The organism is Ruegeria sp. AL1 (assembly GCF_056540905.1).
The window spans coordinates 287,261-302,992 of the sequence record NZ_JBQFXP010000001.1 but is presented as its reverse complement, the minus strand read 5'-3'; the positions used below and the strand labels follow the sequence as shown (position 1 = coordinate 302,992).

The following is a 15,732-nucleotide window of genomic DNA, read 5'->3' as shown; positions in this document are numbered from 1 at the left end:
ACATCAGCGCCCCATCAATTGCTTGGCAGCCGCGTCCAGGCCAAACGCTGCAGCGTTGAAGAGAAGGACAGGCTTGGTCAGGAATTGAGCGACTTCGATAATGTCCGGACGCTGAGCAACCATCCCCCAAACAAACAGACCGAGCACGAAAGACATAAGCCCAGCCGCGTATTCCCGTTTGAATGTCTTATTCATCGTCAAAACCTCCTGTCAGAAGCCGATGGCTGTCGCGGAAAAGGTCTGCGCCACGCCCGCATAGGGGGTTATCGCGCCCGCTGAGACGTTATTGAGCCGAACTGTCACAAAACCATCCGTGGCAACCCATGCGTCGGATATGATCCCCGCATCGAGACCTGTTGCTGGTAAAGCGATAGTGACTCTGTCACCGACTTCGGAGCCTACGACTGGAATTGTCTGGTCCGCGAACGCGCCGGCCGCTATCGCGCCCCATGTCAACGACACACTGTTAGAGTGAGCTTCACGACGCTTATCGATGGCCTGGGCGGTGCGCAGAGGCGTTAGCACCTTCGTGTTCTCGATACCTGTTTCCGCCTCTACCTGCGAGGCGTAAGCACGGAGTGTGTCCAGCGCCTCTTTGACGCGGAGTGGCGTCACGACGGTACTGTTGTCCGTCGCGGTTTGCGCCTGCAATTGAGTGGCGAACGCTCGCTGTCCATCCAGGGCCTGAGCGACTGCTAAAGGCGTCATCAACCGGTCGCCTGCAACACCGGCCTCTGCCTCCTGCTGAGTGGCAAATGCAGCAGAATTAATATCCCCAACGACGACACGTTGATCCAAATTGCTGAATTTTGCCTTTACATCGTCGGAAAGCCCGTCCCATGACACGATGCCGTTCTGCAGATTTCCATCAGACCGACGAACCTCATCAAGCGCGGATATGATTGATCCGACGCTGGATTCGAGATTTTGAAACTCGATATCAAGATCAGATGCGGGTAGGGGAGTGTCGGGACTGATAGCCTGAAATCCCGAAAAGCTATAACTCACTGAGTACGTAATCGGGTCCGCCATTATTCCATCTCCACAGCTGCACGAAGTGCTGCTTCAAATGTAATGGCGTAACCAGCTATTTGCTCTGCCCGGTCGGTTCCGTTAACGATACGGCGGGCGCCAACATAATCAACCTCGCCGGGGCGAATATGATCGGCAAGATTGTGACCCGTGAACATCCCTCGGATCATGCCTTCCCAGATTATCAGAGCCGACATTTCCGGTTCTTTCGCGATATCCGGATTGCTGACCAAATTTATCTCTCGCTGGTGTTCGAGAGTGAGGAAAATGGACATCTTTGCGTAGTTATGCAGCCACGTCAGCTGTGTATCGCCACGTCCATGATAGGTCACACTCTTCCCGCGAATGAGCCAAATGCTCTCGCCATAATCTCGGCCCTGGCCTCTGCCAAGTTCTTCGTCAAACTTCCAGCGCCCGGTTTCGTGATAACCGGTTGCCAAAACGTAAGCGATCTCTTCGACAGACCGGCCGCGTCGATTGCCCTCCTCGACAATACGCAAAACGGGCTGTTTTTGCCATGATGGCAGGGACCCATAAAACAAGGTGCCTGTGACGATTTTCAAGAACTTATCCAGGTTCATTTGCCCCCTCCATTTCTCGACGGAAGAATTCGATCTATCAGCCGGTCGATGATCCGCTCTGATCGTTCCGTCGCCTCATCCATCAACTTGATAAAGAAGTTCACCAGCCAACCACTGGCCCCGCCGGACGCAGCCATGATGAGCTGTGGGGCAATGTCCCAATGATTGGATTCCTGCGTGACCAAAACGGTGATCGTCGCGACCAGTGCAGCCGTGCCAAGGACGCTCCAAATCCGTCGCTTGCTGCGACGATGACGAGCAACCAGAGCGCCAGCTGCCAACGCAAGAAACAAACCCCCCACGAATTGGTGAGGCGCGAATGATATGCCGAGCCCCGTAAACATCATGGACAGCCAATAATGGGCGCTTTCTATGGACTGCTGTTTCAATCCGTGACCCCCTCTTGATAACCTTCTTGGGCAACGATGCGCCGCATACGAGCGACCTCGTCGTTCCAGGCATCGCGACAATGATGCTTTTCCCGACCCAGGGTCAGAACGATAAAAATCACGTCGATCACCCGCTCCAGGCGCAGCCCTTCGACATGAGATGCCTCAGACAGGGTGGTCCCGGCATCGCCGCCCCGCATGACATTCAAGAAGCGGGACATCAGTGAGAACATTTCGAATAGGAACTTCCCTATGGTGGCCATCTTGAATCCCCCGCTATGTCGGACGGGATGCCGGCCGGATCATCCTTGATCGCCCAGGATGCCTGATAAACCAGCGACACCCAGGCCGCGCCCACGGACCAAAGCTCGAAGACCTGCGGCGGCGTCAGTTGATGGATATCGTTGTTCTCGTCCCGGTAAGGTGTCAGCGTTGTTACGTCGCCCGATGCGATCCGGGCCTGAGCTGCCACCGCCAATGCCATCTGGTTAGTCTGGGTCGTGCTGTCGCCCGCGACCATGATCGGCGTAGCATAACCGGTGACGGTGAAGGATTTACCGATCAGGATGCGACGGTCTCTTTCCGCGTTCACATCCGTATTATCCATGACAGGTGCGGGCTCGATAAGCACAGCACCGGACGGAACCGTGTCGCCTATGTCGGTGATTTCACCCTGCTGTCCGTTCAACCAGTAAATCGTGCCCCGGAAATCGTCCTGAACGACCCATGCGTTGTTGGTACGCACAGCAACCTTATTGGCACCCAACACAGGAGGCGCATCAGCCGTTGCATTGTATGGAACCAAGAACTCACCCGGCGACAAGGGGTTCGGATCCGCCTGACCGGAAGCGAGGTATTCGCCGTTTTGTTCTGAAAAATGATATACCAGCATTCCGAACCTCAGAACTTAATCAAAAAGCCGAGGGCCACGTTTCGGGGCCGGGTTTCCGATCCCCCTACAGAGGACGTGCTAACCCTTCGAGCACTTGTGTAGCTGCGAACCGTGTTTTGGGAACCGCCGCCATTGGCCGCGTCGTCCCAGCTGACATAGTGGCTGTGAGACTTAAAAAGATCAGCTTCCCAGGACGCAAAAGCGCGACCACTGTTCACGCCGCGACCATCATCCCAGATTCGAACAAATTCCCCCCGAACATCTGGAATGCGAAATGTCCCATTAGCCAAATCTTCGAAATCCCATCGGCCCGCGACCCACGAAGGTACTATCAACCCATTATGCTGCGCGTAGGCTTTCAAAGCGGGGTACTGCGCGTCATTCAGGATAGCTCCGTTGCCTTTCAGAAAGCCGGAACGCGCGGTTGGTTGGCCATCAAACAGCGGTTTGCCAATTTCAACACTGGCGTATCCTGTGTAATTCGCACCGTTCTGGTCGAACACCTGCCACGTCATAAACGAGTTGTAATCTGCGTGCCAAATCGGACCTATATCCGCCGTCGGCAAGTCATCTCCGACACCAAATCGAGGCAGATAATCACCTGACAGCCCCAAGTTTTGCCGAGCCACTGCGGGATCCGCCAAGTCCGACAAATTACTCGCTTTCAGCAGCGATTTTTCCAAAAACATGCGCCAGTCAGTACCGTCGAACGTTCGGAACTCCTGCACCGTCGTATTGAAATAGATCGCACCAGCGATAACCGGGTTTCCATCAGCGTCCAGTACCGGATCAGCGGCAAAAACCCCCAAAAACCGTGTCTTGAATTCCGCGTATTCAGCCTGAAAGCCTGCATAGTCGGTCTGGAACTCCGACAGCGCGTCCTGCGCCGTCTGCGCAAAGTCCGCCAACAACGACCAGCGGCCGGAAGCAAGATCATTCGCAAAAACTGTCGATGCATGACCGGCAACGCAGAGATAGAACTTGCTGCTCTCGAAAACAGTGTTCCCTGCGGCGTATGTTGTTGCCGTGGCCCATGCGTTCGGAGGCTCAAAACCAAGCGTAATTCCCGATCCGAGCGTTTCCGGATTCACCGAACCGTTTGCCAGTTTCCCATCTGATCTCGTAATCAGTTTTACGAAACTCAGCAGCGCAACAATTGCGTCCCGAAGCGCCGCAAAATCGCGATCAAGCTCCTGGCCCGGAAACGAACCGTCCCCGACTGCCTGTGCCTTGGCCGTGTAACTCGTGTCCAGCGTTGGTTCGTTGGGATACGACATTGTCCGCCCTTGTAGAGAATGTCCGGAAAGTAGCAGACAAAATCAAACAGCGCAACATGTGGTGATCTTGGCCGGGGTCAGGGATAAGAAAGGCCCGGAATTACTGAGCATGTGCGTCGGTAATTCCGGGTGAGTACGAAGGACAGATAATCACCAGTTCAACGGTACAAAACCCATTGCACACAGTATCATCGAGCCTGTTCTGTCTATGCGAATTGTCCGGAGATGTCAACCCTGTAAACGGACACGCAGTCGAACAGCTCGGGGCGGCACTGATCGGTCTTATCGGGTGGGTAGGGGGCATATCCTCCGATAGCTACACGGACGACACGTATTGAGAGCGGACAGGCTGTCCGAAAGTGTTGGCTTGTCGCAAATTTGTGCGCGAGTAGGGCACGGGCTTTCGCGTCGCGTTCGGTCTATCCCCCAGGGGCCGGGGGCAGGTCCAGGGTGTAGCCTCAACGCCCGATAAGCCATGCAACAGAACAGCGTATACTGTCGCATATCCTTATTTCATTGATCTATTGCCGAATGTTGCGCACTATTTGGGGCAATCAGTCGAATATATTGCCCATTTGATCTTTATCAGGCGTGACATCCTTTGCCATGTCCGACGCCTTGCTTTCGAGCTGCGCGATTGACTGCGCAATTTCCTCTGGCGTCATTTCGTGCAGCTCTTTCAATCGTCCGTCACCGTTCACTGGCAAGGCACGGTCCAGCACAACCTTGGACGCCTGAACGCGCGCAGCGGCCGGGGCTTTCTTGTTTTTCATGATCTCTATCAGCGTTCCGACGGCAGTCGGCAGGGCGTCGGAGGTTAGGCGCGCCGTCTGATGTTGTATGATCTGTTTCTGTATCTCTGGACGAGCTAACACGGAATAGCCCGAGTTAGGGGCTAGACCAGCAGCCTTTTCGGCTTTCCTACGATCCCCATGCTGAGAAAAGGACTCAATGAACCTTGATTCCCCACGTGTTAGCGTTCCGTCTTGTCTTGGCATTAATGAATCCAATTCATGATATTGCCAGAACATCATTATCATAAATCATGATTCAAGGCAAGCAGCAACGGACAAAACGTCAATGTGTATGTTGACGACTGACATACAAATGACATACACTACGGACACAACCAAAAAGAAGGACTCAGCAATGACACTAAGAGAGATCATCAAACAAATAGAGCGTAAACGCGGCGTGACCTTGCCGCCTGTACCCTGGAGATTGGCGAAATGATTTACTTAGCCTGTCTACTCAGTTTCGGCAGTGGCGTCGCAATGGCTATCCTAATCGCCGCGCTGATCGATTCATATCGCAATTCGGGCAAATGAAACGCCCGCACCTCATACGCGACCTAATAGGCTGCATTGCCCTGATTATCGCAACTCTGTGGCCTTTATTTCTATAACATGTCCGCTTTGACAGCAGACAAAATCGGAAGAATATAATCTTGAAAACCGCTAACCTGATTGACTTAGATACGCTTCCCCCGGGAAGTTATGTAACACGCAAACAGCTATCCCCCATTATTGGCTTTTCAATCCAAACCCTGAAACGATGGGCATCTGCAAATAAGGGACCTCGCGTCTCATACCTAGAAGGCCGTCCTCGCTATCGGGTTTGCGATATTCTTGAATGGATCAAAATCGAATCCGCCTCGTTTAGCACACCAAAATTGTCTAACGTTCTTTCCATTGAAGATATCCTAAACATCCCTTGCCGAACTGACCCGGCTGTCTGCTTATGTGAATTCGACAATGAGTGGAACGTAGTCATCATACGTTGGGGTGGTTATAATTATGAGCTTGATTTAGACCAAATTAACACGCCCGAACAACTTCTCGAATGGTTATTACACATTACCGAAAAAGGCTGGGAAGAAATGACCGCCTGTCGCGTCGGTGCGCTAATCCACATCGTTTGCCAACAAAAAGGGTGGGCATGGTACGGGAGCAAATATAAGTCGTGATCTTATTAGTTATCGCCATCCTAATCGTGGGCACAGTGCTATTCGCAATCTACATCCCTTCGAAACTGATTGCCTACCTAGCTGCTCGGTTAATCAAATCCCTATCAAAAAGGTCATCCCGATGATAGACTCTGAAACTATGGAACCCTTGAGCCAACAACGCTTGAAAGCTGACATTGAATCGTCATGGGCGCGCGCAGCTTTCGATTATGAAATGGCGCGCAAAACCCGCATCGAGTCCCGCCTATACCCCGTGGTTGTTGCGGGCGGTTTAATGGGTGGCGGCGCAACCATACTCGGCGCGGTCATTGTTGCTGTCAGATACTTCACTGGCACCTGAACCACCTCAAAACAAATTGACAGACAAACTCTCAAAAAGCTATCCTGTTGACGGGTCTAACAAGCCTGTCAACAGTGCGGTTTAACTGCATCCCGTAAGGTCAGTTGTTCCGAGTCATTACCCTGTCCGGGGTCCATGCGCGTATGTCCAGGGCGTAAGCCTAAAGGCGTGTGGGGCCGTCACTGTTCGGTTTGTTAGCCCCGGATTTTGAAACCTCTAACAAAGGTGAACAGCATGGTAATCGACTTCAAAACGGGCAAGCCTATGCCTGAGACAAAGAACAAGGCATCTCTCGAAATTATCGAAAACCCTGACAGCACGCGTGTTCTGATAGACGGGTTAATGCCGCGTGAACTGGCGCAGGATCTGCAATCAATCGTCGAAGCGTTCAATACGCGCGGATCGCGCTTACACTAATTTCATCACCACAACCGGCCATGGCGAAACGCGTTAATCGCCATGGCTACAATGCACAGAACAAACGCCCCCGCCAATGCGCCCGCTGCTACGCGATCTAGGTTCGCACCTATACCTGCGTAAGAACCGGTTACGGAAATCTCTAATGCGGCAAGCGCTGCCCCTATAACAGCACCGATCCCCGCTGCTCGTTTCAATCCTACTATCACTAAGTCAGCCATCGAGCCTGACCCTTTCCTAAAATTCCGTCCTTTCAACATCAGCACAAATCGCGCTCAATTCAAGGTAAAGCTCAATTCGGACAAATCGTCCTAAAAACATTTAGACAAATTTCGCTTAACCCCGGGGGCGTCAAAATTCTCCTTGGCCTGTGTATGTCTCCTTGGGATACAATTATCGGGTTCTTAGCGTCCGTAGTGGCCGGTATAAACCGGCCTACGGAGACGCGTAACCCTTATATGCGCAACCTCCGCACCTCCGCACGTCTAACCTCCGCATAAAATATTGATAAAATTCAATAGCTTACGAGACAACTTCCGCATCTCCGCGCAACCACCGCAGCAACTTCCGTTTTCGTTTAAAATCAAGGGGTTAGCTTGGCTTCTCCGCAAACCTCCGCACAACCTCCGCAACTACATCTGACATACAAGTTAAGGGCGCTAAGTTAGACGCTGCTACCCGAGCGGACGATATGTCACCCGAAAATATGAGCCTCTTCGGACGAAACGTCCGTATCGCTGTCGTCACGAACAACTCGGTACCCTGACATTTTAGCGCGACTATCGCGCACATCCTGAACAATCTGACCTGTATTTTCCCACAATTCGAGCACCGCGGACGCTTGTTCAGACGAGATCCCGAATTCTTGGCTTAGCCTGCGAGGACCGTATCTGTCTTTCGCCTGCGGGGCTTTGGAAAGCGGCTTACCCCGGACCCACGCAGCCTCTATGAAGTCGAGCATAGACGCTGAGAGGGCAGGGGCTATTTCTTCACTTTCCGGGCTACCCGCTGCGCGTTTTAGCACCACGCTTTCATTGTCTTCGTCCGGGTCCTGATCAGGTTTTGGATCGAGCGTAACGATGTTCATGGCGTAAGCCTCACTCCATCCGTCCCGTGCGTCCTTTTGCTTCTCGCAATGCAGGATGCGGTAGAGAGGATTGTGCTTGCTCTTATCCATGCTGAACACGAAATCCCCGGCCCCTTTCAGCACAGACGATCCGCGCAACCCTCCACCACCCTTACCGGCGTGATGGACACCCATGACGACACAATCAAATTCGTTGCGGAGAGCGTCACAGGCCTTCACGAATAGTGTCATGTCTTTCTGCAGGTTCTCGTCTGCACCCGGCAAGACACGTGAAACCGTGTCCACAACGATCATCGCGATATTTTCAAGGCCAAGGTTTTTGACAGAGTCTATGACAGCTTTCACGTCGGACTCTTGCATGAAGTTAAGGCTTTCTTCCGTCAACGCCAGGCGACATTGCGCATTGACGGGTGTCAAGTTTGATTTCTCCCATGCCCGCATACGCTTATCGAACTGGCCGGTTCCCTCTTGGGACAGGTAGACGACCCAGCTGTTCTTTTCGTAGCTTAGCGCGTCTCCGTGCCACTCTGGCAGCCCGTACGCGATGTGCATACTCATGTCCAAGGCCATGAAAGTTTTCCCGCAGCCTGGCTCGCTGTAGAGGAACCCGACAGATTGCGCAGGAATGTGTCGTTTGATCATAAATGGCGGGGCTTTGCGATTACGGATGTCATCGCGAAACAGGAATTTCAGCTTGCGTGGGCCATTGTCGTTTTGTGCGAACATGTCGTTGACTGAAATGTTCGTTGCTATCTGATCCGGATCGACCGGTTTGAAAAACACTTGGGCTCGGCCTTTCCATCCGTGACTTTCGGCTCTTCTGTACAGACTACCTGCCCCAGCTGTTCGCGACGGTTTCATAGTAGCCCAGTGCTTATAAACTGCTTCCGGGTTATGATCTCCGGTCCAGGTCTCGGCCCATTCCATGAATAAGTCGAGCGCTTCATCTTCGTTCCCAGGGCCGAACGCCCCGCGCACTGCTTGTGCTACCGCAATGTACGGCTCGTACTGCATGTTTTCGTCATTCGGGATTGCGAACAATGCGTCTCGTACAAGCGCAGGATCACCTAGTAGGCTTTCGGGGTTTCGGGCCGACCCGTCATCAATGGCGGTCTTTGTGAGTTTTGCTTCGGGCAGCATCTCAGACAGTTCTGCAAAGAACCGTTCCGCCATTTCCGGAGTGACAACCGAGAGGTCAGATAAAGCGGGAACTGGTCGGTCCCACGTGTACTCAGAGCCAGAAGGGTGCGTGCCTTGCACCACGGCCTGCTTACCGACTCCAACTGTCTCAATGCGATCTGTTCTATCACCGGCGCTGTAAGGCAATATATGCGTCGCCATGGGTTCAGACGCTCGATACATAAGAAGTTGTTTCGGGTAGCGACCGACCCTTACCGGAGCCTCGCCGAGTAATTTCTCAGCTTTGTGGCGAACCACATTAGATGTGTCCGGATCGAGGGCGTCGATATCCAATAAAAACAAGTCGCCGTCGTTACGCAAACCAAGGTTCGCGCCCCAAGACTGCCATGTTTTTAATTCAACGCGGCTAGCGTGGTAGGTGTTCCATCCTTTGCTGTCCCACCGTTGCTCATCTTCGCACCATCGACCGGGCCTTTTACCCGCGTCACGAACTTTTGCGTTAGGTGGCGTGACGGAAAGGACAGAAGTGTAACCTTTGTCGAACCAATCTTCCGGATCTATGTCAGGCATTCTGCTCGCCTTTTGGCCTCTTCGGCTTCTGCCAAAATCCGATCGATCTCGTCATGACTTTTGCGGAGAGGGCCGAGCTTTTCGACGATTTGATCATATAGGCGGGCCTTGAGAAGCACGCGGCGGCGATACCGTTTTTGGCGTTCAAAGTCTGGCATGGATTTATCTCGGCTCTAGGCTACAGAGGCAGCTTCAATCACGGCGGCACTGATACCCGAGGGGTCAATGTGCGGCTCGTAGGCAGACAGCTTCACGCCGTATTCGGGGTGACCTTTGAAACTGCCTTGGACCCAACACCAATGGCCGATGTGCCCTCTTCGGGTTTCAGATTTCGGTGCGTTTTCGTGAGTACGACGCCAATGCGCCCGGCAGTAGTGCAGGGGCTGACGAATCTGTTTTCGAGAATCGGAAACGGATCGACTTACTTCCTCTCCGACTGTCCAACGAATCGTAGACCAGTTCCGGGGCGTTTTTGACCCCAGGGTGCGCTTTGCTTGCCGACGCATCCCCCGACTCGGAGGGTTCAGTTTAGCAATTCGGGGTTCGGCTATTAGGGTGAAAAGACAATCTAGGGTTATTGTACAACCCCAAAGGGAAATTCGCCCCTCAGAATCGTCGGAGTGGATTTTTCCCTTTGGATCATACGTCCAGATGTTGTGTGATTTTTTGGTGAGCCGTACCGAGCCAGCGAGATTGCCATCAGCCGAAAGGTAACCGTGAATTATGACGTCGTCTTTGTCTTCGAAGACAATAAGTACGACGCCTGAGCCCTGAAACTCTATAACCATCTCCGGGGCGGGACATCTAAACTCAAAAGCTGGGTATTTAAGCGGGTCATCACAGGCTTGACGCACGAGTGAGTCGATAACGTCTTGAACTACCTTTTTGGTATCTCTTGCGACAAACACGTGTGTCGCGGAAAGAAGAAAAGATTTCATCTCGTTCGAGTCGGATTTCGAAAATAGCTTTAGAGTTTTTGGTCCCATATCTTCGCAACTCTGAATCGTTTTTGAGTGAAACTCATGTAGGCCTACACTGTATGATTTGTCAAGCATAAACACTACATTTCTGGACAAAGTCGGACGAATGGTGCAATATCCAACTCGAAAGCAGGAGGACGCACGCTCATGAAATCAACAGCCGCCGCATTGCATTTACTGTTTATGACTCTTTTCTGTTTTTTGATTTTGACAACATTCGTCACTGCTGAACCGTACGTGTCTGCCATTGGCGCCGCCTGCACATTCGATCTTAATGACCTTGTAAAGGTATATGGGGACTACGAGTTCGTTTTCGGCCCCGAAATGAATCGAGGCGACTATGTCGGTTTCATCGGTGAAAGCGAAAAATTCAGGTTTATGGTAATAATCCAGCCGGACAGCGAGATTTGCATTTTGTGGGATCAGCTAAAAGTCGTTGTGGATGATCGTCCGATATAGAGACGGACAATAATGGACAAATACGGACAATAACCTATACTGTCGCGAAACTGCCCCTGATCCCAAGAGGCCGCTCGTGACGGACAATCGCTTCGATAATCCTGGTGTAGACAATCGGTTTCCATCACCGGGGGTTGATACCCGGTTCGACACTCCGGGCGTTGATAATCGGTTCCCGTCACCGGGGATCGACACCCGTTTCACATTGTCTGCCCCGTCCGGTCCAACCATCACGGCCCCCGGGTCCGCCATAGGTTCTACCTTCAAGATCGGAGTAATTGAAACTGTCACACCGGGCACTGCGATTGCTACAGGTGGAGGATCAATTACTTACGAATTCCAGCACTTGGTGAACGGATTGCCGGTCAGTATAGCTGCGGGTTACGCCTACCTTGCGTCGGCAGACACTCAGGCTGGTGTTCGCCAATGGCGGGCCGTTGAGGCTGGCGGCTCAAACGATGGCGCTACGCCGTGGCAAACCGTTGCCAGCGGAACAATCACCTATCCGGCGCCCACAAACACTGTCGCCCCATCGGTCACCGGCAGCACGGGCCTCGGAGACACCCTAAGCGCCTTGACAGGCACATGGACCGGCGGTGGCCTGATCTTCGGCTATCGCTGGCAGCGCAATGGTGTGAACATCCCCGGTGCGACATCAGACACCTATACGATCACTCTGGCCGATGACGCCGCATCCCTGCGCTGCGTGATCACGGCCACCAACTCAGGTGGATCAGTTCCGGCCAATTCGAATGCTGTTATAGCTGACGACTTCGCTGTGCCATCGATCACAGGCGTCCCGACGATCTCGGGGACCGAGGCTCAAGGATCGATCCTGACGGCAACGGCGGCAAGTGTGTCTGGCAATCCCGCCCCGTCGGGTGCGTTGCAGTGGAAACGCGATGGTGCGCCGATCTTAGGGGCAACTGGACCCACATACACCCTTCAAGCGTCTGATGTTGGTGCGACCCTTACTGTTGTTCAGACCGAGACGAACGCGCTGGGTTCAGACAGCGCCGAAAGTGCGGCAACTGGCGTGATCTCATCCGGCAATACAGCACCGTCTATCTCAGGGGTCCCGACGATCAGTGGCGGCGCGGTAGTAGGGCAGGTCCTGACCGCGACCGCTGCAGCAGCCGGGGGCAACCCGGCACCCACGACCACATGGCAGTGGAAGCGTGGCGGGGTGAATATCGCAGGGGCCACGAACAACACCTATGCCTTGGTGTCCGCCGACCTTGGAGCGCTGATCACGGTCGAACAGACAGAGACGAACGTTGCGGGCAGCGACAGCGCCACCAGCGCGCCGACCAACGCGGTCACGGATGTTCCGCTGGCGATTACATCCTACAGCTTCAACGAGGGCACGGGGCAGGTCTCATTCAACCTCAATCGGGCCGCAACGGTGTTCTGGTCAACCACCATCGCGTCTGAGATCGATGCGGCGGACATCGAAGCCGCCGTTGCCGCGTTGGACAGCGGCAGTGATGCTATCACCCCTGGCGCAAACAATCTGACATGGACCTTCCCGACGACCACCGGCAATCATTATCTGAACATCGTCGCGAAAGACGGGTCGGGATATTCAAACGTCATCAGCAATCAATATGATTTCCAGGCGACCGATACGACCCCGCCGTCTATCTCTGGCGGCGCGCCGGGGGATGATGCAACTGGCGTGGCCATCGATGCTAAGCCGACCGCTGTGTTCGATGAGAATGTTCAGTTCGCCGCATCCGGCTCCATCATCCTTTATGACGACACGGGTGCCGCTAACTTCGAGGTATTCGATGTTTCCACAGATGTAGGCTCTGGCCCGGGGTCGGTCAGCATCTCCGGGGCGACCCTGACCATCGAGCCGACCAATGTCTTCGCTTACAGCAATGGCTATTCGATCCAGTTCAGCGGCAGCCCGATTGAGGATTTGGCGGGCAATGCTCTTGTCGATATCAACGACAGCACGACCTACAACTTCACCACAGTCGCAGGCGGCGGAGGCACCACGCCTGTCGCTGCAACGTTCGATGGGTCTGCCGATTTCATCGAGAAAGGTGCTGCGTTCAGCAACGAGACCGACAGCACAAATCTGATGTTCTATGCCGACATCGCCTCAACTGATGGCTATGGTGCGATCCTGCAAGCCAGCTCAGGCGCTCTCGGTTTTTATATCGAAGGCAATCATCTCTACATCCAGCTTAAAGACGCCTCAAACGCATTCATCGTTCAGAGAGACTGTGCAGACGCAAATCTCGGCGACGGCAATCCTCACGAAATATTCGTGTCTTACGATGGCGTTGCCGGAACGCTGCAAGTCTACATCGATGGCACTGATGCCAGCGGAACTGGCGGCACGCTCACAACGGGCACAGTGGACGTGACGCGCGGCAATTGGGCCATCGGTGCTCAGACCAACGGGCAAAACAAGTTCGCAGGCGATATGGCGCGTGTAGCCCTTTGGACCGGAGCATCCAACGATCTGTCGATTGCTGGCAACCGTGCTGAGATGTCCAACCCTGACACCAGTGTCACGGGCGGGACCAAGATCATGGACGTTTACACCGAAGACGCCGTGAACACCGAAACCACATTCAACAACCAGGCTGGCACGGGCCTGTTTGAGCAGCGCAACGGGGCGTTCTGATGGCGACAGTCACGGTCAACAACACGACTGAGCTTCTGGCCGCTCTGAGCAGCGCCAGCGGTGGCGACATTATCGAATGTGTGCAGGGAAGCGTCTACGCGATTACCTCGGGCTCCTGGTCCTTTGCCAGCGAGGTGATTGTTCGATCACAGGACCCGGCTAACCCGGCGCAGTTTTCCAACATTCTGATGAGCGATGCGCAAAACATCACGTTCCAGGACCTTTACTGCTTCTATCAGCACACCTCCCCCACTGATGGACTGCGGTTTGAGCATACGTTCATCACCAGAGGGACCAATATCAATCTCGAACGATGCGACTATCAAACGACGCGGGCAACACAGTCTTATCCCACCGGAAACGGGGGTGATCAGGTTGTGGCCGGTTACGGCACTGGCAAGGCGATTGTGTTCTCAAGCTCAATTGGCTGTCAGGCTATCGACAATCGGTTCGATCTGTGGTGGTCAGCAGTATTCATAAACTCGTCCAACGGCCCGAGATCCGCCGACAATCTTATTCTCGGATGTGACTTTAGCCGCATTTGCGCGGATTGCATCGCGCTTGGGTCGTCGGACGACAGCCGCATCGCGTGGAACTGGTTTCACGACTTTGAGAACAGAGGGCTTGGAAGCGCTGCTGAACACCGCGATGCAATTCAGATTCGAGGGGCATCCGGCGGAGTTACACGGCCTCTCATTGAGCACAATATCATCGACATCGCGGGCGGTGGCTGGGCGCAAGGTATCTTCTCAGGTGGTGACGGTCGCCAGCAAGGCACGCCGAGCGATTGGCATATTGGCGTGATCATTCGGAACAACATTGTCTACATTAGCGACAAACACGGCATCACGCTTAATCAGGTGGACGGCGCGACAATCGGGAACAACACGTTGATCAAAGTTCCGACCCCACCCGATCAGACTGGCGGCGGCACCAATCCCCGCATTAACATCGAAAACGGCAGCACAAACGTTGATATCGACAACAACGTCACCAACTTGATCAACTACAGCCAAGCCGGGACTAATAACGTCGAAACTGGCAATCTGATCATCGATCCTACAAATCACGCCGCAGAGTATGACCAACTGCGCACCGGTGCTGTTCATGGCTATAACCAATGGCCCTTTAAATCTGGCGGGACGGCCTTCGGATCAGGCAAAGGTGCGCCTGTTCACACAGCCTATCCATTCGACAATTTAACATGGATCAGGAGTCGGGGCGCGTCGTCCATCCCGGTCATTCCGGCCGGAGGTGTGTCGGCTTTGGTCAATGTGCCTTGAGCCGTCGGTGCCCGATCAACCCCAACAGCGCCCCGATCAACAGCAGTCCACTCGCAGGTAGGGGCACAGGGGCGACGTCAACACTCAAATTGTCAACGGTCACACCTGCACACCAGTCATAGCACCATGTTTGATCTGCCTGTATCTGCCGCCAGTCAAAGACCCTTGCGGCGTTTGGAATGCTCAATTGAACGATTAGGCTATCCAGCGACTTAAATGCGTTCGAGAAACTGAGAGTGGTCCAGCTGGACGCCAGACTTGCCGATAGACTGGCAACACTTACGCCGTTTTTTATTCCAGTCAGAACCAATGAAGCCTGTTGGACCGGGCCGCCTGATCCAATCCATGCATTTGCTGCCACTTGAGTTGTCGGAGCGGGGCCGGAACCAGAACGGCTTAACCCGCTGTAACCTATAAAATCTAGAGAATTGGCCGAAAACCTCGCCCCGCCGGCATGTTGGATCGTTGATGAGGTAATCCCGTTGTCGTCGTGCAGATACATGTACGCGCCGCCGACATATACGTCGCTGTTGTGATACTGGAAGCCATTTGACGAGCTTTGCAGGACACCGTTTGAAGTATATCCCACGAAATTGTTTTCGAAGGTAATGGTTAGCGCATTAGCTGAACCTGCCACGCACAAAGCAATGGCTGCAAGAAACAGTTTCATATCAATAG

Annotated in this window: 17 protein-coding genes; 6 read left to right on the top strand and 11 right to left on the bottom strand. The window is 53.7% G+C overall.

Annotated elements, in window-relative coordinates; genetic code table 11:
- Nucleotides 1–3 precede the first annotated feature (3 nt).
- From ACRZ9X_RS01550 to ACRZ9X_RS01515, 8 genes are all read right to left on the bottom strand, one after another.
- Nucleotides 4–195, bottom strand: coding sequence for a hypothetical protein (locus ACRZ9X_RS01550; protein WP_480515503.1), 192 nt, complete (start codon nucleotides 193–195; stop codon nucleotides 4–6).
- Between the two features lie 15 nt (nucleotides 196–210).
- Nucleotides 211–1,032, bottom strand: coding sequence for a hypothetical protein (locus ACRZ9X_RS01545; protein ID WP_480515502.1), 822 nt, complete (start codon nucleotides 1,030–1,032; stop codon nucleotides 211–213).
- Nucleotides 1,032–1,613 (bottom strand): hypothetical protein, encoded by a 582-nt coding sequence (locus ACRZ9X_RS01540; protein WP_480515500.1) that lies wholly within the window; start codon nucleotides 1,611–1,613, stop codon nucleotides 1,032–1,034. The genes ACRZ9X_RS01545 and ACRZ9X_RS01540 overlap by 1 nt, the downstream gene beginning before the upstream one ends.
- Nucleotides 1,610–2,002, bottom strand: a complete 393-nt coding sequence (locus tag ACRZ9X_RS01535; protein WP_480515498.1) for a hypothetical protein — start codon at nucleotides 2,000–2,002, stop codon at nucleotides 1,610–1,612. Before ACRZ9X_RS01535 ends, ACRZ9X_RS01540 begins: the two co-directional genes overlap by 4 nt.
- A complete protein-coding gene (locus ACRZ9X_RS01530; protein WP_480515496.1) occupies nucleotides 1,999–2,265 on the bottom strand; it encodes a hypothetical protein in 267 nt (88 codons plus the stop codon). Before ACRZ9X_RS01530 ends, ACRZ9X_RS01535 begins: the two co-directional genes overlap by 4 nt.
- Nucleotides 2,253–2,894, bottom strand: coding sequence for a DUF4376 domain-containing protein (locus ACRZ9X_RS01525; protein WP_480515494.1), 642 nt, complete (start codon nucleotides 2,892–2,894; stop codon nucleotides 2,253–2,255). The genes ACRZ9X_RS01530 and ACRZ9X_RS01525 overlap by 13 nt, the downstream gene beginning before the upstream one ends.
- Before the next feature lie 8 nt (nucleotides 2,895–2,902).
- Nucleotides 2,903–4,171 (bottom strand): hypothetical protein, encoded by a 1,269-nt coding sequence (locus tag ACRZ9X_RS01520; RefSeq protein WP_480515492.1) that lies wholly within the window; start codon nucleotides 4,169–4,171, stop codon nucleotides 2,903–2,905.
- A gap of 554 nt (nucleotides 4,172–4,725) precedes the next feature.
- Nucleotides 4,726–5,205 (bottom strand): hypothetical protein, encoded by a 480-nt coding sequence (locus ACRZ9X_RS01515; RefSeq protein ID WP_480515491.1) that lies wholly within the window; start codon nucleotides 5,203–5,205, stop codon nucleotides 4,726–4,728.
- Nucleotides 5,206–5,618: 413 nt separating this feature from the next.
- Between ACRZ9X_RS01515 and ACRZ9X_RS01510 the strand changes: the two genes are divergently transcribed.
- From ACRZ9X_RS01510 to ACRZ9X_RS01500, 3 genes are all read left to right on the top strand, one after another.
- Nucleotides 5,619–6,137, top strand: coding sequence for a helix-turn-helix transcriptional regulator (locus tag ACRZ9X_RS01510; protein WP_480515489.1), 519 nt, complete (start codon nucleotides 5,619–5,621; stop codon nucleotides 6,135–6,137).
- Between the two features lie 121 nt (nucleotides 6,138–6,258).
- On the top strand, nucleotides 6,259–6,477 hold the full coding sequence (locus tag ACRZ9X_RS01505; protein WP_480515487.1) for a hypothetical protein: 219 nt from the start codon (nucleotides 6,259–6,261) through the stop codon (nucleotides 6,475–6,477).
- A 234-nt stretch (nucleotides 6,478–6,711) separates the two neighbouring features.
- Complete coding sequence (locus tag ACRZ9X_RS01500; protein ID WP_480515485.1) at nucleotides 6,712–6,894, top strand: hypothetical protein; 183 nt, start codon at nucleotides 6,712–6,714, stop codon at nucleotides 6,892–6,894.
- Nucleotides 6,895–7,588: 694 nt separating this feature from the next.
- Here ACRZ9X_RS01500 and ACRZ9X_RS01495 read toward each other — a convergent pair.
- Nucleotides 7,589–9,691: an AAA family ATPase gene (locus ACRZ9X_RS01495; protein WP_480515483.1), complete on the bottom strand. Its 2,103-nt coding sequence runs from the start codon at nucleotides 9,689–9,691 to the stop codon at nucleotides 7,589–7,591.
- Nucleotides 9,679–9,849, bottom strand: a complete 171-nt coding sequence (locus tag ACRZ9X_RS01490) for a hypothetical protein (RefSeq protein WP_480515481.1) — start codon at nucleotides 9,847–9,849, stop codon at nucleotides 9,679–9,681. Before ACRZ9X_RS01490 ends, ACRZ9X_RS01495 begins: the two co-directional genes overlap by 13 nt.
- 969 nt (nucleotides 9,850–10,818) lie before the next feature.
- Between ACRZ9X_RS01490 and ACRZ9X_RS01485 the strand changes: the two genes are divergently transcribed.
- From ACRZ9X_RS01485 to ACRZ9X_RS01475, 3 genes are all read left to right on the top strand, one after another.
- Nucleotides 10,819–11,130, top strand: coding sequence for a hypothetical protein (locus ACRZ9X_RS01485; RefSeq protein ID WP_480515479.1), 312 nt, complete (start codon nucleotides 10,819–10,821; stop codon nucleotides 11,128–11,130).
- 76 nt (nucleotides 11,131–11,206) lie between these two features.
- Nucleotides 11,207–13,771 carry an Ig-like domain-containing protein gene (locus ACRZ9X_RS01480; RefSeq protein WP_480515477.1) on the top strand — a complete coding sequence of 855 codons (2,565 nt, stop codon included), beginning with the start codon at nucleotides 11,207–11,209 and terminating at the stop codon, nucleotides 13,769–13,771.
- The gene (locus ACRZ9X_RS01475) at nucleotides 13,771–15,054 is read left to right on the top strand and encodes a hypothetical protein (RefSeq protein WP_480515475.1); all 1,284 of its coding nucleotides are present in this window, start codon (nucleotides 13,771–13,773) and stop codon (nucleotides 15,052–15,054) included. The genes ACRZ9X_RS01480 and ACRZ9X_RS01475 overlap by 1 nt, the downstream gene beginning before the upstream one ends.
- Here ACRZ9X_RS01475 and ACRZ9X_RS01470 read toward each other — a convergent pair.
- Nucleotides 15,041–15,724 carry a hypothetical protein gene (locus ACRZ9X_RS01470; RefSeq protein ID WP_480515473.1) on the bottom strand — a complete coding sequence of 228 codons (684 nt, stop codon included), beginning with the start codon at nucleotides 15,722–15,724 and terminating at the stop codon, nucleotides 15,041–15,043. The two genes, ACRZ9X_RS01475 and ACRZ9X_RS01470, sit on opposite strands and share 14 nt — an antisense overlap.
- Between the last annotated feature and the right edge of the window lie 8 nt (nucleotides 15,725–15,732).